This window comes from Cupriavidus sp. C2SS-8b (genome assembly GCF_057073745.1).
Window position 1 is genome coordinate 912,424 of sequence record NZ_CP172716.1, and the last position, 25,092, is coordinate 937,515.

Sequence of the window (25,092 nt, forward strand, 5' to 3'; positions counted from 1 at the left end):
AGTGTGGTGGCAGAGGTGCTAGAATCTAAGTCTTTGATTCGCTTGGGCAAATGCCGTTGGAGGCATTGCCGCGCCAGGATCCACCCCGGATCCGGCCTGTAGCAAGGCGAGATGAGTTCCAGACGCGTATCCGTTTGTGCCGGGTTCGCCTCCCGCCGCACCCCGATACCATGACGACTACGACCCTACCTGAACAGAACGCCGCCGAGCAGACGTTCGAGAGCTTTGGCCTGGACGCGCGCATCCTGCGCGCCTTGTCCGAGCAAGGCTATACAAAGCCGACGCCGATCCAGGCGCAGGCCATCCCCGTGGTGCTCCTTGGCAAGGATGTGATGGGCGCTGCCCAGACCGGCACCGGCAAGACCGCCGGCTTTGCCCTGCCGATCATCCAGCGCCTGCTGCCGATGGCCAATGCGAGCGCCTCGCCGGCGCGCCACCCGGTGCGCGCGCTGATGCTCACGCCCACGCGCGAACTGGCCGACCAGGTCTATGACAACGTCGCGCGCTATGCCAAGCACACCGACCTGCGCAGCACGGTGGTGTTCGGCGGCGTGGACATGAACCCGCAGACCGACGCGCTGCGCCGTGGCGTGGAAATCCTGGTGGCCACGCCGGGCCGCCTGCTGGACCACGTGCAGCAGAAGTCGGTGAACCTGTCGCAAGTGCAGATGCTGGTGCTGGACGAAGCCGACCGCATGCTCGACATGGGCTTCCTGCCGGACCTGCAGCGCATCATCAACCTGCTGCCGGCACAGCGCCAGACGTTGCTGTTCTCGGCCACGTTCTCGTCCGAGATCAAGCGCCTGGCCGCGAGCTACCTGAAGCAGCCGGTCACGATCGAAGTGGCGCGCAGCAACTCCACCAACGAAAACGTGCGCCAGATGGTGTACCAGGTGGAAGACGGCCACAAGCAGGCCGCCGTGGTGCACCTGCTGCGCCAGCGCGCGGCGCAAGGCCTGTCGCGCCAGTGCATCGTGTTCGTCAACAGCAAGATCGGCTGCTCGCGCCTGGCGCGCCACCTGGAGCGCGAGGGTATCAACGCCGCCGCCATCCATGGCGACAAGACGCAGACCGAGCGCATGCAGACGCTCGAAGGCTTCAAGAGCGGCACCATCGACGCGCTGGTGGCCACTGACGTGGCGGCGCGCGGCCTCGATATCGCCGACATGCCGTGCGTGATCAATTTCGACCTGCCGTTCAGCGCCGAAGACTACGTGCACCGCATTGGCCGCACCGGCCGCGCCGGCGCCAGCGGCGACGCGCTGTCGATCTTCGTGCCGGGCGACGAGCGCCTGCTGGTCGATATCGAGAAGCTTATCAAGCGCAGCGTCCCGCGCGGCACGCTGGAAGGTTTTGATCCCACCGGCGAGAAGGCGCGCCAGGAAGAGACCGATCGCCGCCGCCAGCGCAGCGATGTGCGCCGCGCGCGTAGCAACGGCGACGGTGAAGGCGATGACCGTCGCCGCCGCCCGGACCACGGCGGTGGCCGCAACGCGTTCCGGCCTTCGGACGACCCGTTCTTCTCGCGTCCCTACGAGCCCAGCCCGAACAGTGCCCCGGCCAAGCCTGCCGAGGAGATGATCGCGGCGGCGCTGTCGCGCGGCCGCCAGGGGCCCAAGCGCCCCGTTGCGGCCCTGCTGGGCGGCGCTCCGCGCAAGTCCTGATCGCGTATCGCGGTTAAGCCGCGAGGCCGGCGCTGCCTGTTAGCGCCCGGTCCCGGCTGGCAGCGCCGCCAGGCGCTGCACCCAGTCAGCGGTGGCTCGATCGAGCCAATCCTGCACATCCTTCCCTTCGTTTCGTAGCCCGAGGTGCTCGCCTGCCGTTCGCAGTGCGTCGAGCGGTGCGCTCGTGTCAATCGCCTGCGCGCCGCTCTGCTTGCTCAGCTTTTCCCCGACCGCGTTGACCACCACGGGCACGTGCAGGTAAGCGGGCGTCGGCAGCCCGAGCAGGTGCTGCAGGTGGATCTGGCGCGGCGTGGAATCGAGCAGGTCGGCGCCGCGCACGATATGCGTGATGCCCTGCAGGCCGTCGTCGACCACCACGGCAAGCTGATAGGCCCATAGGCCATCCGCGCGGCGCAGCACGAAGTCGCCCACCTCCGTTTCGAGGTCCTGGCATTGGCGGCCCTGCCAGCGGTCGTCGAAGCAAAGGGTGGCCGCCGGGCCGTCCGGCACGCGCACGCGCCACGCGCGCGGCAACTTGCCATTGAGCCCGTTGCGGCAGGTACCGGGATATCCAAGCGTCTGGTGCCGTTCGCGCACATGCAGCAGCGAATCGGCGATTTCCTTGCGCGAGCAGCCACAGGGATAGAGCTGGCCCGCCGCGTCGAGGCGATGCAGTGCGTCGGCGTACAGCGCCTCCCGCCGGCTTTGCCAGACCGGCGGTTCGTCGGGCACCAGGCCGAGCCGTTCGAGCGTTTGCAGGATGTCCGTGTCGGCGCCGCGCACGCAGCGCGGATAGTCGAGGTCTTCGATCCGCACCAGCCACCGGCCGCCGTGCGCGCGCGCATCCAGCCAGGTGGCCAGCGCGGTCACCAGCGAACCCATGTGCAGCGGGCCGGTGGGCGAGGGAGCGAAGCGGCCGCGGTAGCCGCTGGCGGGTACTGCCATGCGCGTGCCCCCGCCTTAGCCTGCCAGTTCGGCTTGCTGCAACAGCAGCGCCTGCGCCAGCCGCGGATCTTCGAGCTTGCCCGCCCACCATTGCAGCGCCTTGCCGCGATTGCTCGTGCGCCAGGCCACCTTGAAGTTGCCGGGCGCGCGCACCTCGACGGTCTCGCGAGCCTGCAGCACACCGCTTTCGATATGCGGCTGCGCCATCGGCGCCGGCAGCCAGCCACAGCCCAGGCCGCGGATCTGCGCTTCAAGCTTGTCGCGCATGGTCGGCACGACCAGCACGTCCTGTCCGGCCAGCACGCCGTGCGTGCGCGCCGGCAGGTTGCGCGAGGTGTCGCCCACGGCCACGATCCGGTGCCGGGCGATCTGGATGGTCGTCAGCGGTCCTTCCTCGGTCGCGAGCGGGTGGTGCGCGGCCACGGCGAAGACGAACGGCATGCTGCCCAGCGGCCGGATCTGGAAGCCCTGCGTGCTGGGAGCGTCATAAGCGCCGCCGATCACCAGGTCTGCGCGGTTGCTGACCAGCGCATCCCAGGCGCCGCCGAGCACTTCCTTGGCAAAGCGCAGCCGCGTGGCGGTGTTTTCGTTGTAGAAGTCCTGGATCACGGGCAGCAAGGCGCGAAAATTGATCAGGTCGTCCACCACGATGGTCAGCGTGGCTTCCCAGCCGGTAGCCAGCCGCTTGACCCGCCGCGCCAGGTCGTCGGCCGCGTGGAGCAGGTGACGCCCTTCATCGAGCAGGGCGCGCCCGGCCGGCGTCAGTTCGGCCCGGTGTCGGCGCCGATCGAACAGCAGCACGTCGAGGTCTTCTTCGAGCTTGCGCACCACATAGGTCAGCGCCGAGGGCACTTTGCCCATCTCGTGGGCGGCGGCTGCGAAGCTGCCCTTGCGCTCGATGGCGTCCAGGACTTCGAGGGATTCGAGGGAGAGTGGCATATTCAGAAATTCTGAACGATTACTTCTAAGTGGATGCCGTTCAATATACGCCACAGCGCCTAAACTTCCTAGCATCGAAAGCAAACGCCATATCCCACGGTGCTATACCGCAAGGGAAAGGCAAGCCAGGGCCACAAGGAGGGCCATCAAAATGATTGAAATCAGAAGGTCTGAAGAGCGTGGTTACGCGGATCATGGCTGGCTGAAGTCGTATCACTCGTTCTCCTTTGCCGACTATTACGACCCGAAGCATGTCCAGTTCGGGCCGCTGCGCGTGATCAATGAAGACCGCGTCGCGCCGGGCATGGGTTTTGGCACCCATGGCCACCGCGACATGGAAATCATCAGCTACGTGCTGGAAGGCGAGCTGGCGCACAAGGACAGCATGGGCAACGGCAGCGTGATCCGTCCGGGCGACGTGCAGCGCATGAGCGCCGGTACGGGCGTGCAGCATTCGGAGTACAACCATGCCGCCCATGACACCACGCATTTCCTGCAGATCTGGATCATGCCGAACCAGACCGGCATCGAACCGGGCTACGAGGAAAAGCGCTTCGACGCCGTGGACAAGCGCGGCCGGCTGCGCCTGGTTGCCAGCTCCGATGGCGCCGAAGGTTCGGTGCTAGTGCATCAGGACGTGCGCCTGTACGCCGGGCTGTTCGATGGCGACGAGTCCGCCACGCTGGCGCTCCAGCCCGGACGCCGCGCTTACGTGTATGTGGCGCGCGGCCGGATTGCACTCAATGGCCAGGCGCTGGAAACCGGCGACGCGGCCAAGCTTGAGTCCGTGGACGCCCTCGCGCTGACGCAGGGCGAAGGCGCCGAAGTCCTGGTCTTCGACCTGCCCTGATCCCGGGAGCCAGGCCGGTGCGGCGCATGCCGCGCCGCACCGCCATCCCTCACAGCCCGCCGGCCCGCGCCCGCGGGCTGTTTGCCTTTTACGGCGGTATCGTCGTCGGGCATGTACCGCTGTGCTATCTTCTTGCTATGTATTTGCGACCGGCCCCGCACATCGCCGGCAGGTTGCCGCCCCATAGTTTCCGGCCTGGCCGACGCCGGGCCCGTCACCCGGTACCGAGATGACCTTCGTATCCGTTCTCCTGGCGCTGATCGCAGAGCAGTTCCGCGCCCTGGGCCGCAATAACCCGATCCACGAGATCGTGCGCGCGCTCGGTGACCGCGCCGAACACGCGTTCGACACCGGCCGCCCGCGCGATGCCGCGCTCGCCTGGCTCACCGTGGTGCTGCCGCTCACGCTCGGCGTGATGGTGGTGCACTACCTGCTCGCGTCGATCAGCGTCGCGCTCACGCTCGCGTGGAATGTGCTGTTGTTGTACCTGACGCTGGGCTTTCGCCAGTTCAGCCACTATTTCACCGATATCCACGAGGCGCTGAACCGCGACGACCTGCTCGCCGCGCGCGCGTTGCTGCATGAGTGGACCGGCCTCGACACCATCGAGATGCCCGTGACCGAGATCGTGCGCCACACGCTTGAAGCGGCGATCGTCGCGGTGCACCGCCATGTGTTCGGCGTGTTCTTCTGGTTCCTGGTGCCGATCGGGCCGGGCGGCGTGGTGCTGTACCGCGCCGCCGAATTCCTGGGCCGCCAGTGGAACCTGCCGTCGACCGAGCGCAGTCCGGCGCTCGGCCGCTTTGCCGCGAGCGCGTTCTATCTGCTGGACTGGGTGCCGTCGCGGCTGACGGCGATCGGGTTTGCCATCGTGGGTAACTTCGAGGACGCGGTCTACGCTTGGCGCAACCACGCCCGCAAGTGGAACGATGCGGTCAACGGCATCCTGCTCGCGAGCGGTGGCGGGGCGCTCGGCGTGCGCCTGGGCACGCCGCTGCCCGAAGACGACTCCAGCGTGGTGCTGCGTACCAGCATGGCGGCAGGCCCCGCGATCGACTACGCGCCGGGCATGGAAGAAGACAACGGCCCCGAGCCCTCGGCGCCGGAATTCGGCGCGGAGCCGGGCGTCCGCACGCTGCAGTCGGCGGTGGGGCTGGTCTGGCGCGCGGTGGTGCTGTGGATGCTGCTGCTGGCGATGCTGTCGCTGGCGCTGTGGGTTGGCTGAGCGGCTGACCTAATCCCGCGGCGCGCCGCAGCGCCAGCACTGGCCGAACTGCGGCTCATGCCATTCGTGGCAGTGGCGGCACTGCCACGGCGGCCCCGGCGGCGGTTCGGCCGCCGTCTTCAGCGCGGCCCAGGCCTGCGCTTCCATGTGATCATCGAGAATCCAGACCTGCGGCGCGCTTTCCCGGAACGGGATTTCACCGATCGCGCCTGACAGCCACGTGTTGCGCAGTTCGGCGCGGATGCCGGCGGCGCGCAGCACGTTGCGGCAATGCGCCGCGTGCACGATCGAGGTGGCGGACAGCAGCAGTTTCATTGGCAGCGCACCGGCAAGGCAGGTGCAGCCACCTTACCACGGCTACCAGGGCTTCTGCTGGCTGGATTCGTGCAGCAGCTGCGTGTAGAGCTGGTGGCGGCGCTCTGAAATACCGCCGTTCCCGATCGCGGCCAGCACGCCGCAGCCCGGCTCGTTGATGTGGTGGCAGTTGTAGAAGCGGCACTCGGTCAGCAGCGGCCGGAATTCCGGGAACGCGCGTTCGAGCATGCCCTCGCTCAGGTGGTGCAGGCCGAATTCCTGGAAGCCGGGCGAATCGAACAGGCAACCGTCGCGGCCATCGACGTTGCCCCACTCCGGCGGCAGGTGGTACAGCCGCGTGAAGGTGGTGGTGTGCTTGCCGGAATCGAGCTTGGCCGAGATCTCGCGCGTTTGCGCCTCCACGCCCGGGATCAGCAGGTTGAGCAGCGACGACTTGCCCATGCCCGACTGGCCGATCAGGATGCTGGCGAGCCCCGCCAGGCGTGGCTTCAGCGCGGCCAGCGCATTCTCGGGATCGCCGTGTACCGACAGCTCGACCGTGTCGTAGCCCAGGTCCCGGTACAGCGCGAGCCTGCGGCGGGACTCTTCGAGGCGGTCGGGCAGGTCGGTCTTGTTGAGCAGGATCAGCGGGCGGATTTCCATGGCTTCGGCCGAAACCAGCGCGCGCCCGAGCAGATCCTCTGAAAACCCGGGTTCGGTCGCCAGCACGACGACCACCTGGTCGATATTCGCGGCCAACAGCTTGGACTTGAACTGGTCTGAGCGGTACAGCAGGTTCTTGCGCGGGCTGACGGCGGTGATCACGCACTGGTCGACCGCGGTGCGTTCCACGCTGACATGGTCGCCCACCGCGGTGTCGCTCTTCTTGCCGCGCGGGAACGCATGCATGTGCGTGCCGTCGGCCATCTCCACGACGTAGTGGCGGCCGTGCGCGGCGATGACCAGCGCGCCTTCGGCGGCGGTGCCCTTGCCGGAATTACCGCCGGCGGTACGGTGTCGGCTGGTGCGGCTCATGCGTGCGCCAGCAGCCGGTCGATCCGCTGCGCGGCGGGCGGGTGCGAATAGTAGAACGCGCTGTAGAGCGGGTCGGGGGTCAGCGTGGAGGCGTTGTCCTTGTACAGCTTGACCAGTGCCGAGACCAGATGGCTGGCGTTGGTCTGGTCGGCCGCGAACGCGTCGGCCTCGAATTCATGGCGGCGCGACGACTGGCTGGACAACGGCCCCAGCAGGAACGTGAATACCGGCAGCGTCAGGAAGAACAGCACCAGCGCCAGCGCACTGTTGGAAACGCCCAGGTTCGGCGCCACGCCCAGCCCCGTATAGAACCATGTGCGCGTCGAGAGCCAGCCCAGCAGCGCCAGGAAGACCAGGCTCAGCGCGAACGTAACGGCAATGCGCTTGGCCACGTGGCGACGCTTGAAGTGGCCGAGTTCATGGGCCAGCACCGCCTCGATCTCGTCGCCCGACAGGCGCGCGAGCAGCGTGTCGAAGAAGACGATGCGCTTGGCCGCGCCAAAGCCGGTGAAGTAGGCATTGCCATGCGCGCTGCGTTTGCTGCCATCCATCACGAACAGGCCCTTGCTGGCAAAGCCGCATTTCTGCATGAGCGACTCGATGCGCTGGCGTAGCGACTCGTCGTTGAGCGGCTCGAACTTGTTGAACAGCGGCGCGATGAAGGTCGGGAACACCACCAGCAGCAGCAGGTTGAAGGCCATCCACACCAGCCAGGTCCAGACCCACCACAAACTGCCGGCGCGGTCCATCAGCCAGAGAACCGCCAGAAGCAGCGGCAGGCCCAGCGTGCAGGCGACCAGCAGCATCTTGACCATGTCCGCCAGCCACAGGCCGAGCGTCATCTTGTTGAAGCCGAAGCGCTCCTCGATGCCGAACTGGCCATACAGCGTGAAGGGCAGGTCCACCAGCCCGCCGATCAGCGCCACGCTGGCGATCAGCGCAATGCCGTAGGCGTAGCCGGGGCCAAACATGTCGAGCCAGAACTGGTTCAGCCACTGGAGGCCGCCCAGCATGGTGAAGCCGATCAGCACGGCGGCTCCGGCCAGTACTTCAAGCATCGACAGGCGCGTGCGCGCAATGGTGTAGTCGGCGGCCTTCTGGTGAGACGACAGCGCGATGGTGTCGGCAAAGCGGGCCGGCACGGCGTTGCGGTGCAGGCCAACATGGCGCACCTGGCGGGCCGCCAGCCATAGCTTGGTCAGCACCATGACCACCAGCGCGGCGAGGAAGATGAGGGTGAACATCGGCAAGAGCCTTGTCGGGGCAGCGGCGACCGGGATGTGTGGCCGACGCTGCGCAGGTTATCCGCGTGGGGGTGCCGCAGGTGCGCTGCGACGGACACGGCGGACGGATATGCGAGAATTATAAGTTGTTCGCGCGCGCGGGCCTTCCGCGGCGCTTTTCCCGTTTTTCCCTATCGCCAGACACCGCAGTCCAGATGACAAGCCAAGCCGCCACCAAATCCGTCAAGAGTGAAAACAACCTGGTCTGGTTGGACATGGAAATGACCGGCCTGTCGCCGGAAAACGACCGCATCATCGAGGTCGCGGTGGTGATCACCGATTCCGAACTCAACATCCTGGCCGAGGGCCCGGTGCTGGTGATCCACCAGTCCGATGCCGTGCTCGACGGCATGGACAACTGGAACAAGGGCACCCATGGCCGCTCGGGCCTGATCGACAAGGTCAAGGCCTCGACCCTGACCGAAGCGCAGGCGGAAGCCGAACTGCTGGCCTTCCTCAAGCGCTGGGTGCCGGCCAGCAAGTCGCCGATGTGCGGCAACTCGATCTGCCAGGACCGCCGCTTCATGGCGCGCTACATGCCCAAGCTGGAGGCGTTCTTCCACTACCGCAACCTGGACGTGTCGACGCTCAAGGAACTGTGCAAGCGCTGGGAGCCGGCGATCCACAAGGGCTTCATCAAGCGCCAACTGCATACGGCGCTGGCGGACATCCTCGAATCGGTCGAGGAGCTGCGCTACTACCGCACCCACTTCATCCGCCATACGCCTGCCGAGGCTGCAGCGCCCGCCACGCCGGATGCCGGCACCGCCGCGCAATAAACAAGAATCGGCGGACCCGCGAGCGCCGGTCACGCCGCCCGCCTGCTCCTGCAGGCAGCCTCAGATCCTCTCTGCCTGTTCTCCATGTTCGCCCGCATCGTCTCCATCATCACACCGGTCATCCTGATCATCCTGGTGGGGTGGCTGTACGGGCGCAAGGCGCACCCTGACATGGCGGGCATCAACCGCGCGACGCTGGACGTGATCGCGCCGCTGCTGGTGGTGTCGGCCTTCGTCAGCAAGGAATTCGTGCTGGCCGACCAGCTCGTGCTGCTAGCGTGCGCGGTCGCGGTGGTGATTGGCTCGGGCGTGCTTGCGTGGATCGTGGCGCGCGCGCTGCGGGTCGATCCGCGCACCTTCGTGCCGCCGATGATGTTCAACAACTGCGGCAACATGGGGCTGCCGCTGTCGGTCTTTGCCTTCGGGCCGGCGGGCCTGGCGCCCGCCGTGGCGTTGTTCGCAGCATCGAACCTGATGCATTTCACGATCGGCATGAAGATTGTGAATCGTCATGCATCGATCACGCAGATCGCGCGCAACCCGATGGTGCTGGCTACCGTGGCCGGCGTGGGGCTGTCGCTGGCAAAGCCGTGGTTCGTATTGCCGGAACCGGTCTACCAGTCGATCAAGCTGCTCGGCGATGCCACGGTCCCGCTGATGCTGTTCGCGCTCGGCGTGCGCATGAAAGACGTGAGCCTGCGCAACTGGGGCATGGGGATCGTGGGGGCCGCGGCCTGTCCGCTCACGGGCATCGCCGTGGCGCTGCTGCTGGCACACTGGGTGCCGCTGACCGAGTTGCAGCGCGGATTGCTTTTCGTCTTTGCCGCGCTGCCGCCTGCGGTGCTCAACTTCCTTGTCGCCGACCACTTCCGGCAGGAGCCGGACCAGGTCGCGTCGATCGTGATGCTCGGCAATATTGCCGCCGTGCTGTTCGTGCCGGTGGGGCTTTACCTGGGGCTGCGCTGAGCCCCGGCACGGCTGCCGCTATGCCGCTCAGGCGGCGGGCTTGCTGCGGATCGCGTTCTTCGGCCGCCAGGCCTTGACCACGCTCTCGTCGGATTCCATGTAGGGACCGCCGATCAGGTCGATGCAATAGGGCACGGCCGCAAAGATACCCTGGACGACCGTCTTGCCGGCATCGTCGCGCAGGCCTTCGAGCGTTTCGCGGATGGCGCGCGGCTGGCCCGGCAGGTTGATGATCAGTGCCGCGCGGCTGGCCGTTTCACGGATCACCGCCACCTGGCGCGACAGGATCGCCGTCGGCACGAAATGCAGGCTGACCTGGCGCATCTGCTCGCCGAAGCCGGGCATCTCCTTGGTGGCAACCGCCAGCGTGGCTTCGGGCGTGACATCGCGGCGCGCGGGGCCGGTGCCGCCCGTGGTCAGGACCAGGTCGCAACCGGCTACGTCCACCAGGTCGATCAGCGTGCGCGAGATCTGTGCCTGCTCGTCTGGAATCAGCCGCTCGACGCCCTGCCAGGGCGAGGTCAGCGTGCGGCCAAACCATTCGCGCAGCGCCGGGATACCTTCGTCCTGGTAGGTGCCGGCCGACGCGCGGTCGGAGATCGAGACGAAACCCACCACCAGTTCGTCGGGATGGTTGCGGGCGATCGGTTGCGTGGTCTGCGTCATGCGTCGGGCTCCGGGGTAGGGGGTTGCTCGCTTGCCGCTGCCGCGCTGTCCTTGGCGTCGAGCGCGGTCTTGATGGCCTGGAACAGCTCGCGGAAGTAGCGTGGCGGCTTGGACTGCTCCTTTTCCCTGCGGGCGCTGCGGATGATGTTGCGCAGCGTCTGCACGTCGATGCCAGGGTGCTCGCCCAGGAAGCGGGTGAGCGCGGCGTCGTCGGCCAGCAGCAGCTCGCGCCAGCGTTCGATCAGGTGCATGCGCGCGGTCTCGGCCTTGCTGGTGCCCTTGAAGCCTTCGAGGGCGGCGCGGATGGCCTGCACTTCGTCGTCTTCCAGGCCGCGCATGACCTTGCCCACGAACTGCATCTGGCGCCGCTTGCCTTCGTGGCTGGTGGTGCGCCGGGCTTCGTGGATGGCGTCGGCCAGCGCTTCGGGCATGGGCACGCGCGCCAGGCGGTCCTTGGCCAGGGCTTCGAGTTCGGCGCCGATGGCCTGCAGCGCGGTCATGTCGCGCTTCTTCTGCGACTTGCTTTTGGGCTCGTCGATCTCGGGTTCCGGTGCAAAGGCGCCGGGAAAGCGGGAGCCGGGGGAGTTACGGGAATTTCGCGTCATGGGCGGCATTTTATCTTGCTATGATTCCCGCTTGCACTTTTGATGACACCGCCCAGCATGGACACCATCGCCGAACAGACCGCGCATTTCACCTATACCCAGGCCCAGCTCAGCGAGATGGCGGCTGATGTGCTGCGTGTGGCACGCGAGCTCGGCGCGACCGATGCCGCGACCGAAATCTCCGAGGGCAGCGGCCTGTCGGTGTCGGTGCGCAAGGGGCAGGTGGAGACCATCGAGCAGAATCGCGACAAGGTGGTCGGCGTGACGGTGATGATCGGCAAGCGCCGCGGCAACGCCAGCACCTCGGACTTCTCGCCGGCCGCGCTGCGCGCCACGGCCGAGGCGGCCTACAACATCGCCCGCTTCACTGCCGAAGACGACTGCGCCGGCCTGGCCGAGGAAGAACTGCTCGAACGCGAGCCGCGCGACCTGGACCTGTTCCACCCCTGGACCATCGATGCCGAAGGCGCCATCGACATCGCGCGCCGCGCCGAGGCCGCGGCGCTGGCGGTGTCGCCGCGCATCAAGAACAGCGATGGCGCGAGCGTATCGGCGCAGCATTCGCAGTTCGTGCTGGCCACCACGCGCGGTTTCACGGGCGGCTATCCGTATTCGCGCCACTTCATTTCCTGCGCGCCGATCGCCGGCTCGGGCAGCGGCATGCAGCGCGACGACTGGTACTCGTCCAAGCGTTCGCCGCTGGCGCTGGCCGCACCGGAGGACATCGGCCGCTACGCCGCCGAACGCGCGCTTGCGCGCCTGAACGCGCGCAAGCTGTCGACGCGCCGCTGCCCCGTGCTGTTCGAGGCGCCGCTTGCCGCCGGCCTGCTCGGCGCCTTCGTGCAGGCGGTCTCGGGTGGCGCGCTGTATCGCAAGTCGACCTTCCTGCATGACACGCTGGGCAAGGCGGTTTTCGCCCCGCATATCCAGATCCACGAGCGGCCGCACGTGCCTGGTGCCATGGGCAGCGCGCCGTTCGACGAAGAGGGCGTGCGCACGCGCGAGCGCGATGTCGTGCGCGACGGCGTGGTCGAGGGTTATTTCCTCTCGACCTACTCGGCGCGCAAGCTCGGCATGCAGACCACCGGCAATGCCGGCGGCTCGCACAACCTGACGCTCACCAGCAGCCTGGCCACGGCCAGCGACGATTTCCCGGGCATGCTGAAGAAGCTCGGCACCGGACTGCTGGTGACGGAACTGATGGGGCAGGGCGTCAACTACGTGACCGGCGACTACTCGCGCGGCGCCTCGGGCTACTGGGTCGAGAACGGCGAGATCCAGTATCCGGTCGAAGAGATCACCATCGCCGGCAACATGGCCGAGATGTTCCGCCAGATCGTGGCCATCGGCTCGGATTCCCTGGTGCGCGGCACCAAGGAGACCGGTTCGATCCTGATCGAACAGATGACGATCGCCGGCAACTGACGGCACGCAGCCAGAACAAAAAAGACCGCCCGAAGAACGGGCGGTCTTTTTTTGCGTCCGGCGTACGGCAGCCGGGCCCTGCATAGGACGGATAGCGCGAACTGGCGCCGGCTTCTCCGATCCTTTCCTCCGCTCTGGTCGCGTGGCTCAGTGCTGCAGCGCCGCGACCACACCCCCCACGTTGTTGATCGTGTTCATGACGCTCTTCATGTCGACGTCGGTCCGGGTCGAGGCATCGACTTGCGTGACCGGCGCCACAATGGTGTTCGGGCTGGCGAACATGACGCCGCCGCCGCCGGTAATGGCATTGACGCCGCTGTTCAGGAACAGGCTGCCGCCGCGGACGGCGCCCATCTTGGCGCGGTCGAGGTCTTGTTCGAGCGGGAGGTTCTGGATGGTCAGGGACATGATGGACTCCTTGGGTATGGCTGGTTAGTTTGCTGGTAGAGCACGTTTGCTGCGCTCGGGGATATATACGCACAGGGTGTGCCAGAGCCCGCCAAGGTCGTTTTCAGCTATTCCAAGTCTATGAAAGGAAAGAAGAAAATCCGATTCCTCGCTTGCCTGCCGCCTCGGCCGGCGATGAGGTTGAGTTGGTGGCTCGCCAACATCTCCCCAGTCTGAGTTCGCGCATGGGCAACACATCGGTATCCACGAAAAAAAAGCAGGTGCCGATCGCACCTGCTTTCATCCTGCCTGGCTTGGGACTGGCTACTCTTCGCCCGAAGGCGGCCGGTCGTACGTCACAAAGGCGTAGTCGAAGCCATTCGCTTCCGAATGATGGACCTCGCGCGAGGTCTCGATCCACTGCGTCCGGTCGATCGCGGGGAAGAACGCATCGCCCTCGACATCGGCATCGATTTCGGTCACCACGAGCCGGTCCGCGCTGGGCATAGCCTCGGCATACAGCTGCGCGCCGCCGATCAGGAACACTTGCTCGGCACCGATGCACAGCAACTGCGCCGCTTCGAGCGAGCCCACCACTTCCGCGCCTTCGAGCTTTAGCGCGGTATTGCGGCTCACCACGATATTGCGGCGCCCGGGCAGCGGCCGGCCGATCGAATCCCAGGTCTTGCGGCCCATGATGATCGGCGCGCCCAGGGTGGTGCGCTTGAAATGCGCCAGGTCTTCCGGCAAGCGCCACGGCAGCGCGTTGTTGCGGCCGATGGTGCCGTTACGGGCGCGGGCGACGACAAGGGTCAGCAGCGTCATACGGCCACCGGTGCCTTGATGGCGGGATGCGACTGGTAGCCGACCAGCTCGAAGTCTTCGTAGCGGTAGTCGAAGATGCTGTCAGGCTTGCGCGCGATCTTCAGCGTCGGCAGCGGCAGCGGCTCGCGCGCAAGCTGCGTCCGGACCTGCTCGAAGTGGTTGCTGTAGATATGGCAGTCGCCGCCGGTCCAGATGAAGTCGCCCACCTCCAGCCCGGTCTGCTGCGCGATCATGTGCGTGAGCAGCGCGTAGCTGGCGATATTGAACGGCACGCCCAGGAAGATGTCGGCGCTGCGCTGGTAAAGCTGGCACGACAGTCGCCCGTCGGCCACATAGAACTGGAAGAATGCGTGGCACGGCGGCAGCTTCATGCGCGGGATGTCGGCGACGTTCCAGGCCGAGACGATCAGCCGGCGCGAATCCGGGTTGGCGCGGATCTGGTTCAGCAGGTCGGTGATCTGGTCGATGTGGCGGCCGTCGGGCGTGGGCCACGAACGCCACTGCGAACCGTAGACAGGGCCCAGTTCGCCGTTCTCATCGGCCCATTCGTCCCAGATCGAAACGCCGTTTTCCTGCAGCCAGCGCACATTGGTCGAGCCCTGCAGGAACCACAGCAGTTCCAGGATGATCGACTTCAGGTGCAGCCTCTTGGTGGTGACCACCGGGAAGCCCTCACGCAGGTCGAAGCGCATCTGGTGGCCGAACACCGAGCGCGTGCCGGTGCCGGTGCGGTCGGCCTTTTCGGTGCCATGCTCGTACACATGGCGCATGAAGTCGAGATACTGTTTCATCGGCGCAGGGGCGGGGAGAAGTGACGCGGGCGCGGGCCCGCAAACCATGCATTTTAAAGCAAGAAGGGCCGCCCCTTCGGGAGGCCCTTCCACCCTTGGCCAGGGCGCGTGCCCTGGCCTGCCCGCACGCCTTAGTGGCTGCTGGCCGGTTGCTGCGCCTGGGCCTGGCCCCGGCGCTTCTGCACCAGGTAGCCGGCACCCAGCACGCCCCCAATGATCAGCACGTACAGGCCCCAGTTGATGACCGGGTTGGCTTCGAAGAACGCCTTGACCATGGGCTCGTGCACGATCATCTTCACTGCCGTGAAAGCCAGCACGCCAGCGCCGATGTAGATGATGGCCGGAAAGCGCGACATCAGCTTGAGCACCAGGCTCGAGCCCCACACCACGATGGGAATGCTGATCAGCAGGCCCAGCACCACCAGCAGGAAGCTGCCGTGCGCGGCGCCGGCCACGGCCAGCACGTTGTCAACGCCCATCACCGCGTCGGCGATGATGATGGTCTTCATCGCTCCCCACAGGGTCGACGCACCGTTGCCATGGCCTTCGCCATCGCCCTCGTCGGACAGCAGCTTGTAGGCGATCCACACCAGCGCGAGACCGCCGATCAGCAGCAGGCCCGGGATCTTGAGCAGCCAGACCACGCCGATCGTCATAGCCGAACGCACCACCACGGCACCGACGGTACCCCAGATAATGGCCTTCTTTTGCAGGTGCGACGGCAGGTTGCGCGCCGCCAGGGCAATCACGATGGCGTTGTCGCCGGCCAGCACCAGGTCAATGACGACGATGGACAGCAAGGCCGTCAGGAACTGCATCGTGAACAGATCGGTAAACCACTCCATGAACTCTCCTCAAGTACGAATAGCCGCAAACGCGCGTTTGGTTCGCCTGGAGTCATGGAGTAAGAGGGGGGACCGGGGTCACCTTTGCAAACCATGATTCCAGGTTGCAAAGGTCTTGCTCGACGCCCGGCGCGGTCTGCGCACCGGTGTCAGCACAACCGGAGACGTCAGTCTCGGAATGACGATTGTGCTAAGGGCATGGCCCCGGAGCTACTCCCCTTTGAAGGGGCGCGGACAGCGTGCATCCGCGCTGGGCGGGATTATAAACGAATTGTTGCGTCATAGCGGCATTGGGGAAGATACGGAGGGGCGCCGCAGGTTCGTGAATTGTGCGATGCAACAAGCGCAATCGCCGTGCGGCACCTATGCTTGAAGATCGGTTTTCGGCCGATGCGTCCCGGACAGCACAGCGGCGCGTCCCGGACCCGGCGCGTCGCAGGAGGTTTGCGCCATGATTCGGGGGAACAAGAAGTGGACCCACGACCACACAAGGAAACGACATGCCGGCTGTCCAAACCCAGCTTAATGGTTCCCGCTCCGCCAACCCATCTGGCTTCGGCCACCGCAACGCCAACGACGCGCCAGATGCCAAAGACGCAGCCGGCACGCACGATGCGCATCCGTCGCTCCTGACCGCGGTCAACGGGCATGGGCCCATGACTGCGGCGGCGCAGCCCGAGTTCATCCAGCAGTACCACGAAGACAGCAGCGCCTTGCGCGGGCAGATACTGGCCGGCTTGCACCAGTCCGAGGCGAGCATCAGTCCCAAGTTTTTCTACGACGTGCTGGGCTCGCGGCTGTTTGAGGCCATCACCGACCTGCCCGAGTACTACCCGACGCGTACCGAGGCATCGATCTTCGCCAGCGCCGCGCCCGCCATCGCCGCGCGTGCCGGCAGCGGCTGCGTGCTGATCGACCTGGGAGCGGGCAACTGCGAGAAGGCCGCGCGGCTGTTTGGCAGCCTGAGGCCGGCGCAGTATGTGGCGCTGGACATCTCGGTGGAGTTCCTGCGCGGCACGTTGTCGTGCCTGCAGCAGCAGAATCCGGACATTCCCATGCTCGGGCTCGGTGCGGACCTGTGCGGCAGTTTTGACCTGCCGCGCAATGTCCGGCGCGGCCGGCGGCTGTTCTTCTATCCGGGTTCGAGCATCGGCAATTTTTCGCCGATTGACGCGCTGGCGTTGCTGCAGCGCCTTCGTGGCGCAGCCGGGCGTGGCGATGGCGTACTGATCGGCGTGGACCTGGTGAAGGACGAGGCCACGCTGGTCGCAGCCTATGACGATCCGCTGGGCGTCACCGCGGCGTTCAACCGCAATGTGCTGCGCAACGTGAACCGCATTGTCGAGACGGATTTCAACGTCGATGACTGGCGCCATGTGGCGAGTTTCGATCGCCAGGCGTCACGCATCCAGATGCACCTGCAGGCGCGCGCGCCGGTCCGGGTGCGCTGGAACGGCGGCGAGCGCAGGTTCGGCGAAGGCGAGCGCATCCATACCGAGGATTCCCACAAATACCGGCCCGGCGATTTTGCCTTGCTGCTGGAGGCTGCCGGCTTCGACGATCCGATTTACTGGACCGACCCGCTGGGCTGGTTCGCGGTGTTCCACGCCCGCGCCTGAAGCGTCTGCTGCCTGGTGTCATAATGGCCGCTGCCATGGCGGGCGGCCGCCCGTCTTCGTCCTTCCCCGAACGGATGTCTACCCGATGAGCGGCTTCACCATGCTTCCCGATCTCTACTTCAGCGGCGGCCAGGCTGGCTGGTCCGACGCCCGGCGCCTGCCACGCGAAGGGCTGGCCCAGGCGCTCGTCGACGCGCGCAGCCGCACCCTGGCCTGGCTGGCCGCCTTCGGCCAGACGCGCAAGGGGTGGGACGTACCGCGGCAGGACGATGCCGATCCGCCGCTGTGGACGCTGGGATTTATCGCCTGGCATGCCGAATGGTGGTGCCTGCGCGGCGTGCGGCAGCTCGATCGGGGCGGCGTGCCGGTGCCTGTCGCCAGCGAGCCGTCGCGGCTGGATGGGGCCGATGAATGGTTCGACCCCGACCGTATCGGTCCTGACGAGCGCTGGGAAATCGTCCTGCCCGATGTGGCCGTGGTCAAGCAATACGCCTCCGATGTGCTCGATGGCCTGCTGCGCCGTTTGGCCCTATTGGCGGACGATGGCGACCTCACGCTATATCCCTTTCGCCGCGCGCTGTTCCTGGAAGATGCGCAGGCCGAGAATCTCGCGGCATTGTTGCAGGCGCTGGGCCTGGCACCCGCGGCGCCGGTTGCGCCGGGACCCGGCGTGTCAGTCGCGCATGCCGGCACGCTGCATTTCCCCGGTGGCCGCTTCACGCAGGGCTGGTCGGATCCGGACGGCTATGCGCAGCCCGACGAACTGCCGCCGCAGCCCACTTATGTGCCCGCATTCGAGATCGATGCCGCGCTGGTCAGCAACGCGCAGTTCCTGGAGTTCGTCGAGGACGGCGGCTATGAGAACCCGGCGTGGTGGTCGGCCGCTGGCCGGCAGTGGCTGATGACGCAGGAGCGCTCAGCGCCGCGCTACTGGTCGCGGCATCCGGAATCGCGCATCTGGATGGTGGAGCGTTTTGGCACGCTGCGCACGCTCAATCCCGATGAGGCCGTGCGGCACGTTTCGCTGTTCGAAGCGCAGGCCTGGTGCGGGTGGGCAGGCCGCCGGCTACCGGTGGAAGCGGAGTGGGAACTCGCAGCGTTGCAGAACCGCGGGCTGCAGTGGGGAATGTTGCGAGAGTGGACGGCTTCGCCGTACGAGCCGTATGCGGGGTTTGCGGCATCGCCGTCGGACGGCGGGATGGTGTCGCGCTTCGGGACGCATCAGGCGGTGAGGGGGACGACGTTCGTGAGTTCGTCACGGCAACGCCATGTGCGGGCGCGGGTGGCATTGCTGCCGGACGATGATTTCGCGTTCGTCGGGTTCCGGACGTGTTCGATGTGATGCCGGTTCCTGTTCCGGGGCTGACGCGCAGCATTTAAAAAAGCTGTTCGCCGACAGAGAAATAGACGGCGCTGTCGCCGGTGCTTCTCTCCTTCCTCTTGTTCTTTTAACTGTCTTGTTCTCTCTGAGCCGCGCGCAGCGCAGCCGAAGGCGATGATGCGATATCGCCCGCAGTGTCGGGCCACGGACAGTTTCGGGGCTGGTTCAATCATTGTTGGAGAGCCTGCATACGGACGCGCTCCACGCGGCAGGCAGCCGGGCACGCTCTGAAGCTCATACCCGTACGAAATTCTTCGCACACTACGATCAATATTCGCCCGTTAGGGAAACGCTGATTAAATCACTGCGCAGGTCATCGCGAGGTTGATGAGGTGCGTTGTCATAGGCATGTCCATGATTCAGATCCGGTGATGAAGCGACAGATCAGCTTTGCGGAAGCGGAAAACCACGGCAAGAAGCGAGTGACGCGACGTCAGCGCTTCCTGACGGAGATGGAAAAGGTTGTGCCGTGGTCGCGTCTGATAGCGGCTGTCGAGCCGTACTACCCCAAGGGCAAACGCGGGCGTCCGCCGATCGGGCTGGAGCGGATGCTGCGCATCTACTTCTTGCAGCAGTGGTATGGGCTGGCTGACGAAGCGCTGGAAGACGCGCTGTATGACAGCATGGCGATGCGCGCGTTCGCCGGCATCGACCTGGCGGTGGAAGCCGTGCCGGATGCGACCACGCTGCTGAAGTTTCGCCGCATGCTTGTCGAACACGAGCTGACGCGAAAGCTGTTCGACGAGATTGGCATCATGCTGTGCGAGCGTGGGCTGATGATGAAAGAAGGCACGATCGTGGACGCCACCATCATCGCGGCGCCACCGTCGACGAAGAACAAGGACAAGACCCGCGACCCGGAGATGCATCAGGCCAAGAAGGGGAATACCTGGCACTTTGGAATGAAAGCGCATGTGCGACCTGAAAGTCGCGTGAGTTTCTGTTTCACGAGGTAAGGTTTTGATGAAACCGGTTGCTCCATCAACCGTTTCCTACCCGGACATGCGGAGCGGGCAACTGCTCGGTGTGAAGCTCCGGGGACAACGTACCCACCGGTTCATCCGGTACACGGGCCCGCGAGGGGCCGCGGAAACTGCCAGCACAGAGGCGGTGAGGGGCTAGGGACGAGCGGTAACGATCAACATATGTGAACTTCCATTAAACGTCGTCATCATTGAACAAGCCAAATGTGCTGACAGGCTTGAGCCAAAAGGCAAGCGGCAAGGCATGGTCTTTGTGCGCTGGACCATCATGGACAGGACGCCGCCGGCGAATAGGAAGGATCCGACCCGCTCTGAAACTCATGTGGAACAGGGTAAGCCCGTAGCGCCGCCTCCTAAGGCAGGCGAACCGCAAGGAACGCTGTAGGTGTTGCGGGTATAGGAACACGGAGAAAGCGAAGGCCTTTCTGTAATGGGAAGGATACCGGCTGGGACATTGTCGGACGCGAAAGCGGGCAGACTTCCGTGCGGTCATTCATGGCGAGAGAACTTTGACAAATCGTTGTACGAGGGAAAGCAGATGACGGCGGCTGAAGCGAAAGCGACAGGTGCTGGTGCGCCCTCGCACGCCGAACGGATGTGGGGCCAGGCTGACTGGTTCCGCATCAAGGAGGACGTGAAGCGACTTCAGGTGCGTATCGCCAAGGCAACAATGGAAGGCCGATGGGGCAAGGTGCAAGCCTTGCAACGTCTGCTGACCCGCTCGCACAGCGGCAAGATGTTGGCCGTGAAGCGGGTGACAGAAAACCGCGGCAAGAGTACGCCGGGGGTCGACGGCAGGATATGGCGATCCCCGGCGGCTAAATGGAAGGGAATGGAGTCGCTGCAACATCGCGGATATCGAGCACTGCCGCTGCGACGCATCTATATTCCTAAGAGCAACGGCAAGAAGCGTCCCCTAGGAATTCCCTGTATGCGGTGCCGAGCGATGCAAGCGTTATGGAAGCTCGCTTTAGAACCAATTGCAGAAACTCTGGCGGACCACAATTCGTACGGGTTTCGGCCTGAACGCTCGAGCGCTGACGCCATCGAGTATTGCTTTACCACTCTCGCGAAACGCAAGTCACCGGAGTGGATTCTGGAGGGTGACATTCGTGGCTGCTTCGACAACTTCAGCCATGATTGGATCCTCAAGAACATACCGATGGATAAAGCGATCCTGCGGCGATGGCTTCAAGCTGGATTTATCGAGGAGGGAACTCTGTTTGCGACCGAAGCAGGTACCCCACAGGGGGGAATCATCTCACCGGTGATCGCAAACATGACGCTAGATGGCCTTGAGGCGGCGGTGGAAGCAAGCGTGGCACCGACGGAACGCGCACGCCGAAAGTTCAAGGTAAACGTCAACCGGTATGCTGACGACTTCGTGGTAACCGGGGTATCCAGAGAGGTTCTGGAGCAACGGGTCCTTCCGGCGATCAAGCAGTTCCTAGCTTTGCGGGGACTGGAACTGTCGGAAGAGAAGACCAAAGTCGTGCATGTCACTGAGGGGTTCGATTTCCTAGGGCAAAACGTGCGCAAGTACGGTGGCAAGCTGCTCATCAAGCCGGCCAGAAAGAGTGAGCAATCGCTCGTGGCCAAGGTCCGGGAAATCGTCGTGAAGAACTGGAGTGCCACGCAGGAGAACCTGATCCTGCAACTCAACCCGGTCATTCGGGGGTGGGGCATGTATCACCGGCACGCGGTCTCCAAATCACGATTCACTGCGATAGATGCTCAAATCTGGCGCCTCTTATGGAAGTGGGCCGTGCGTCGGCACCCCACGAAAGGCATGGGCTGGGTGCGGAAGCGTTACTTCCGAACGGAAGGCAACCGCACCTGGGTATTTGCCTCGGAGATTGAAGTCGACGGCCACGTCCAGCGACTTCGGCTATTCCGGGCTGCGACGATTCCCATCGTTCGGCATGTCAAGATACGTGGCATGGCAAACGCCTTCGATCCTCGATGGCCGTCGTACTTTGCGCGCCGTCGCGCCGTGGAAGTTTCTGATTGATTGCCCGGTTCCCGATCTGGGGGCTGTGGAATGGCTTGAGCCGGATGCGGGGCGACTCGCACGTCCGGTTCTTAGGGGGCGGTGGCGCAGCAATGCGCCACTGCTACCCGACGTCGGCGTGGACGCAGCTTCGGGACTGGTGCACAGCGTGCTGGGCACAGCGGCCAACGAGTCGGACATATCGCAGGCGCATGCCTTGCTGCATGGCCATGAGGATCATGCGTTTGCTGACGCGGGGTACATCGGTGTAGAGAAGCGCCCAGAGATGCAAGGCAAGTCCGTGAAATGGCAGGTGGCCGCCAAACGCGGAAAGATCAAGGCGATGCGTGATGGCGCTCTCAAAGACGTGCTGACCACGGTCGAGCGGATGAAGGCCCAGATTCGCGCACGGGTCGAACATCCGTTCCACGTCATCAAGAATCTGTTTGGCCATCGCAAAGTCCGCTACAAGGGCCTGGTCAAGAACACGGCGCAGTTGTTCAGCTTGTTTGGTCTGGCGAATCGGGCCTGTCAGAAATTTTGTGTTTAGGGCATAACATGTCGCCAAGGAGCATGTCATGCCACGTAGAAACAAGACGAGTCAGGCCGCCGATCGTGAGCTGCCGATCATTCCCGAGGATCTGATCGCCCATTTCGTAAAGGGCCCGATGACTGCCGAGGCCGTGCAGGACGCCTCAATGGCATTCAAGAAGGCCCTGATCGAGCGGGCCTTGGGCGCTGAACTCGGTCATCATCTGGGCTACCCGGCTGGCGCTGAGCGCCCAGCCGGCACAGCCAATCAACGCAATGGCAAGAGTGCTAAGACGGTTTTGACCGAGGACGGGCCGCTGCGAGTGGATATTCCGCGCGACCGCGACGGCAGCTTCGATCCGATCCTGATTCCCAAGCACGAGCGGCGCTTCACCGGGTTCGACGACAAGATCGTCGCCATGTACGCCCGCGGCATGACCGTGCGCGAGATCCAGGCGTTTCTGGCCGAACAGTACGGCACCGAGGTGTCGCCAGAATTCATCAGTTCTGTAACTGATGCAGTCATGGACGAGGTCACCACCTGGCAAGCCCGCCCGCTGGAGGCGATGTACCCGGTGGTGTTCTTCGACGCGCTGCGGGTCAAGATGCGTGAGGACGGCGTGGTACGCAACAAGGCCGTCTATCTGGCCTTGGGCGTGCTGCCCGACGGCACGCGCGACATCCTGGGCCTGTGGATCGAGAGCACCGAAGGCGCCAAGTTCTGGATGAAGGTGTTCAACGACCTGAAGATCCGCGGCACGCAGGACATCCTGATTGCAGTGACCGACGGGCTCAAGGGCATGGAACAGGCCCTGAACGCGGTGTTCCCGGCCACGACGCTACAGACCTGCATCGTGCATCTGATCCGAAACAGCTTGAGCTACGCCGGTTGGAAAGAGCGCCGGACCGTGGCTGCGGCGCTTAAGCCCGTGTACACCGCGCCCACTGTTGAGGCGGCGCTGGCCGAACTGGCGGCGTTCGAGCAGAGCGAATGGGCTAAGAAGTACCCCCCGATCGCCGCGTCCTGGCGTCGCGCCTGGGATCAGGTGATCCCGTTCTTTACATTCCCACCGGCGATCCGCAAGATCATCTACACGACGAACGCGATCGAGAGCATCAACGCGCAACTACGTAAGATCATCAAGACCCGGGGGCACTTCCCCAGTGACGAGGCGGCAACGAAGCTGCTATGGCTGGCCCTGCGCAACATCACCGGTAAGTGGGGCAGCTCAACGCATGACTGGAAGGCTGCCATGAACCAGTTTGCGATTCTCTATGAGGAACGCTTTACCCACCCGCATCACTGAGATAATCCTGGCTCACCGGTTAAGTCGACGGTGCGCCTTTAACTGCCCTGAACACAAAAACGCTGACAGGCCCGGCGAATCTGGCGCTCGCCAGGAGGCGGTTGCTGGCCTTACAGGAGAGCAATCCGTCCTGAGCGCGCAAAGCGCGCCGGGAAAGGTGGCGACGCAAGATAAACGCTGCCTGAATTGGCATTCTTCTCTCACATTACGAAAGCCAAGGGCGCGCGTCCCGGCATCGCTGCTCGCCGACCTCATTGATCAGCGGTTCCTTAGGGCAAGCAAACGCGTTCTTTGGTTACTTTCTGTCGCTCGGACAGAAAGTGACTCGCCGGCTACGCCGGCGAAACAGCCGCGCCTGCCAAGCACGCCGCCCCGCAATTCGCCGAAGAACCAAAAAAAAAGGTTCTTCGCCGATCTGCGTGACCGTATAGAAACAAAAAGGGCCAACGCGCCCACCACTGTTATCTTGGAGTTGCGACACAACAAGAATCAGGAAGGTGGAGGTTGGCCCTGCGCGATTGTATGGCCCAGCTCGGCTGCTGGGAAGGCTATCGCCTGCGCGATAGCTGGGAAGAGACCCGTAATGGGCAACGTATTTGCCTCATCCGGCTGGAACCTAAGGGGCGCCGGAGGCGGTGCTGCGATGGCTGTGGTCGAGGCGTTAGCAGTATCCACGATCGGGTAGAGCGACGCGTGCGGGATCTGCCTATGTTCGAGACTCCGGTGGAGTTGGTCGTGCCGCGACTTCGTCTAGCTTGCCGGCAATGTGGCCCGAAGCTGGAACGCCTGGACTGGCTCGCACCCTATGCGCGGGTGACAACGCGGCTAGCCGCCAGCGTAGCGCGACTGTGCAAGGTCATGTCGTTGCGCCATGTCGCTGCCTTCTATCAATTGGCCTGGACTACGGTCAAGCGCATCGACCTGCGTCATCTGGAACGGGAACTGGGGCCGGTCGACCTGAAAGGCGTCACCGTGATCGCGATGGACGAGTTTGCTATCCAGAAGGGCCATCGCTATGCCACGGTCATCGTTGAGCCGTCGAGCAAGCGGGTACTCTGGGTTGGGCGCGGACGCTCGCGAGAGGAAATCCGACCCTTCTTCGAGCTACTTGGCCCCGAAGGCTGCGCCAAGATTCGCGCCGCAGTGATGGACATGAATACCGCCTACGACCTTGAAGTGCAGATGCATTGCCCGCACGCACAGGTCGTCTATGACCTGTTCCATGTGGTGGCCAAGTACGGCCGTGAAGTCATCGATCGCGTTAGGGTGGATGAGGCCAATCGGCTACGCGGCGACAAGGCGGCCCGTAAGGTGGTGAAGTCTTCTCGCTGGTTGCTGTTGCGCAACCGCGAGAACGTTACCCGTGAGGCCGATCAGATCCGGCTTGATGAAATACTGGCGGCCAACCAAGCGCTGATGACCGTCTACGTGCTCAAGGACGATCTCAAGACACTTTGGACATACCGGCATCCCGGCTACGCCCGGCGCTTCTGGCAAGGGTGGTACGAGCGCGCCATGGCCAGCGGCATCGCACCTCTTTGCCTGTTCGCCAAACGCCTCAAGCCTTACCTGCCAGGCATCCTGGCTCATAGCCGCTGGCCGTTGGGAACCAATCTGGTGGAGGGCATCAATAACCGGATCAAGGTCATCAAACGGATGGCCTATGGCTTCCGTGATGACCATTACTTCTTCCTGAAGATCCGGGCGGCCTTCCCCGGAAATCGGTGAAGAACCAAAAAAAAGAGCACCCCGCAAGG

At 64.6% G+C, this 25,092-nt stretch carries 22 protein-coding genes and 2 pseudogenes; 13 read left to right on the forward strand and 11 right to left on the reverse strand.

Features of this window, described 5'->3' with window-relative positions:
• Positions 1-170: 170 nt before the first annotated feature.
• Positions 171-1,664: a DEAD/DEAH box helicase gene (locus tag ACIGJB_RS04170; protein ID WP_483708771.1), complete on the forward strand. Its 1,494-nt coding sequence runs from the start codon at positions 171-173 to the stop codon at positions 1,662-1,664.
• Positions 1,665-1,703: 39 nt separating this feature from the next.
• Here ACIGJB_RS04170 and gluQRS read toward each other — a convergent pair whose 3' ends face one another.
• Together gluQRS and ACIGJB_RS04180 are read right to left on the reverse strand one after the other, a co-directional pair.
• Positions 1,704-2,609, reverse strand: a complete 906-nt coding sequence (gene gluQRS / locus ACIGJB_RS04175; protein WP_483731535.1) for a tRNA glutamyl-Q(34) synthetase GluQRS — start codon at positions 2,607-2,609, stop codon at positions 1,704-1,706.
• A gap of 15 nt (positions 2,610-2,624) precedes the next feature.
• The gene (locus tag ACIGJB_RS04180; RefSeq protein ID WP_483731536.1) at positions 2,625-3,548 is read right to left on the reverse strand and encodes a LysR family transcriptional regulator; all 924 of its coding nucleotides are present in this window, start codon (positions 3,546-3,548) and stop codon (positions 2,625-2,627) included.
• Positions 3,549-3,699: 151 nt separating this feature from the next.
• Between ACIGJB_RS04180 and ACIGJB_RS04185 the strand changes: the two genes are divergently transcribed.
• Together ACIGJB_RS04185 and ACIGJB_RS04190 are read left to right on the forward strand one after the other, a co-directional pair.
• The gene (locus ACIGJB_RS04185) at positions 3,700-4,398 is read left to right on the forward strand and encodes a pirin family protein (protein WP_483731537.1); all 699 of its coding nucleotides are present in this window, start codon (positions 3,700-3,702) and stop codon (positions 4,396-4,398) included.
• 229 nt (positions 4,399-4,627) lie between these two features.
• The gene (locus ACIGJB_RS04190) at positions 4,628-5,623 is read left to right on the forward strand and encodes a CobD/CbiB family protein (protein WP_483731538.1); all 996 of its coding nucleotides are present in this window, start codon (positions 4,628-4,630) and stop codon (positions 5,621-5,623) included.
• A gap of 9 nt (positions 5,624-5,632) precedes the next feature.
• Here ACIGJB_RS04190 and ACIGJB_RS04195 read toward each other — a convergent pair whose 3' ends face one another.
• Genes ACIGJB_RS04195 through ACIGJB_RS04205 form a run of 3 tightly spaced genes read right to left on the reverse strand, consistent with a single transcriptional unit; the run spans position 5,633 to position 8,196 of the window.
• Complete coding sequence (locus ACIGJB_RS04195) at positions 5,633-5,938, reverse strand: putative signal transducing protein (RefSeq protein WP_483731539.1); 306 nt, start codon at positions 5,936-5,938, stop codon at positions 5,633-5,635.
• A 42-nt stretch (positions 5,939-5,980) separates the two neighbouring features.
• Positions 5,981-6,952 (reverse strand): ribosome small subunit-dependent GTPase A, encoded by a 972-nt coding sequence (gene rsgA, locus ACIGJB_RS04200; protein WP_483731540.1) that lies wholly within the window; start codon positions 6,950-6,952, stop codon positions 5,981-5,983.
• The gene (locus ACIGJB_RS04205; protein WP_483731541.1) at positions 6,949-8,196 is read right to left on the reverse strand and encodes a M48 family metallopeptidase; all 1,248 of its coding nucleotides are present in this window, start codon (positions 8,194-8,196) and stop codon (positions 6,949-6,951) included. The genes rsgA and ACIGJB_RS04205 overlap by 4 nt, the downstream gene beginning before the upstream one ends.
• A 194-nt stretch (positions 8,197-8,390) precedes the next feature.
• On the opposite strand from ACIGJB_RS04205, the gene orn reads away from it, so the two are divergent.
• Together orn and ACIGJB_RS04215 are read left to right on the forward strand one after the other, a co-directional pair.
• Positions 8,391-9,014, forward strand: coding sequence for an oligoribonuclease (gene orn / locus ACIGJB_RS04210; protein WP_483731542.1), 624 nt, complete (start codon positions 8,391-8,393; stop codon positions 9,012-9,014).
• An 84-nt stretch (positions 9,015-9,098) separates the two neighbouring features.
• Positions 9,099-9,980 (forward strand): AEC family transporter, encoded by an 882-nt coding sequence (locus ACIGJB_RS04215; protein WP_483731543.1) that lies wholly within the window; start codon positions 9,099-9,101, stop codon positions 9,978-9,980.
• Positions 9,981-10,007: 27 nt separating this feature from the next.
• Here ACIGJB_RS04215 and mog read toward each other — a convergent pair whose 3' ends face one another.
• On the reverse strand, positions 10,008-10,646 hold the full coding sequence (gene mog, locus ACIGJB_RS04220) for a molybdopterin adenylyltransferase (protein WP_483731544.1): 639 nt from the start codon (positions 10,644-10,646) through the stop codon (positions 10,008-10,010).
• Positions 10,643-11,251, reverse strand: a complete 609-nt coding sequence (yjgA, locus tag ACIGJB_RS04225) for a ribosome biogenesis factor YjgA (protein ID WP_483731545.1) — start codon at positions 11,249-11,251, stop codon at positions 10,643-10,645. The genes mog and yjgA overlap by 4 nt, the downstream gene beginning before the upstream one ends.
• A 57-nt stretch (positions 11,252-11,308) precedes the next feature.
• Here yjgA and pmbA point away from each other — a divergent pair, with 57 nt between their 5' ends.
• A complete protein-coding gene (pmbA, locus tag ACIGJB_RS04230; RefSeq protein ID WP_483731546.1) occupies positions 11,309-12,676 on the forward strand; it encodes a metalloprotease PmbA in 1,368 nt (455 codons plus the stop codon).
• 147 nt (positions 12,677-12,823) lie between these two features.
• On the opposite strand, the gene ACIGJB_RS04235 is transcribed toward pmbA, so the two are convergent.
• The 4 genes from ACIGJB_RS04235 to ACIGJB_RS04250 form a co-directional block, all read right to left on the reverse strand.
• Positions 12,824-13,084: a hypothetical protein gene (locus tag ACIGJB_RS04235; RefSeq protein ID WP_483731547.1), complete on the reverse strand. Its 261-nt coding sequence runs from the start codon at positions 13,082-13,084 to the stop codon at positions 12,824-12,826.
• A 303-nt stretch (positions 13,085-13,387) separates the two neighbouring features.
• Positions 13,388-13,888, reverse strand: a complete 501-nt coding sequence (locus ACIGJB_RS04240; RefSeq protein WP_483731548.1) for a dihydrofolate reductase — start codon at positions 13,886-13,888, stop codon at positions 13,388-13,390.
• Positions 13,885-14,679 (reverse strand): thymidylate synthase, encoded by a 795-nt coding sequence (locus tag ACIGJB_RS04245; RefSeq protein WP_483731549.1) that lies wholly within the window; start codon positions 14,677-14,679, stop codon positions 13,885-13,887. The genes ACIGJB_RS04240 and ACIGJB_RS04245 overlap by 4 nt, the downstream gene beginning before the upstream one ends.
• 131 nt (positions 14,680-14,810) lie before the next feature.
• Positions 14,811-15,524 (reverse strand): TerC family protein, encoded by a 714-nt coding sequence (locus tag ACIGJB_RS04250; protein WP_483731550.1) that lies wholly within the window; start codon positions 15,522-15,524, stop codon positions 14,811-14,813.
• Between the two features lie 500 nt (positions 15,525-16,024).
• Between ACIGJB_RS04250 and egtD the strand changes: the two genes are divergently transcribed.
• From egtD to ACIGJB_RS04285, 7 genes and pseudogenes are all read left to right on the forward strand, one after another.
• Entirely contained in the window at positions 16,025-17,143 is a 1,119-nt protein-coding gene (gene egtD / locus ACIGJB_RS04255) for an L-histidine N(alpha)-methyltransferase (RefSeq protein WP_483731551.1), read from the forward strand.
• 85 nt (positions 17,144-17,228) lie between these two features.
• Positions 17,229-18,485, forward strand: a complete 1,257-nt coding sequence (locus tag ACIGJB_RS04260; protein ID WP_483731552.1) for an SUMF1/EgtB/PvdO family nonheme iron enzyme — start codon at positions 17,229-17,231, stop codon at positions 18,483-18,485.
• 410 nt (positions 18,486-18,895) lie between these two features.
• Positions 18,896-19,441, forward strand: a pseudogene (locus tag ACIGJB_RS04265) (IS5 family transposase); the annotation flags it as partial.
• Positions 19,442-20,045: 604 nt separating this feature from the next.
• Positions 20,046-21,518, forward strand: coding sequence for a group II intron reverse transcriptase/maturase (ltrA, locus tag ACIGJB_RS04270; RefSeq protein WP_483731553.1), 1,473 nt, complete (start codon positions 20,046-20,048; stop codon positions 21,516-21,518).
• A gap of 112 nt (positions 21,519-21,630) precedes the next feature.
• A pseudogene (locus tag ACIGJB_RS04275) lies at positions 21,631-22,047 on the forward strand (transposase); the annotation flags it as partial.
• A 28-nt stretch (positions 22,048-22,075) separates the two neighbouring features.
• Positions 22,076-23,335, forward strand: a complete 1,260-nt coding sequence (locus ACIGJB_RS04280) for an IS256 family transposase (protein ID WP_483730391.1) — start codon at positions 22,076-22,078, stop codon at positions 23,333-23,335.
• A gap of 522 nt (positions 23,336-23,857) precedes the next feature.
• A complete protein-coding gene (locus ACIGJB_RS04285; RefSeq protein WP_483729871.1) occupies positions 23,858-25,063 on the forward strand; it encodes an ISL3 family transposase in 1,206 nt (401 codons plus the stop codon).
• The last annotated feature ends 29 nt before the right edge of the window (positions 25,064-25,092 follow it).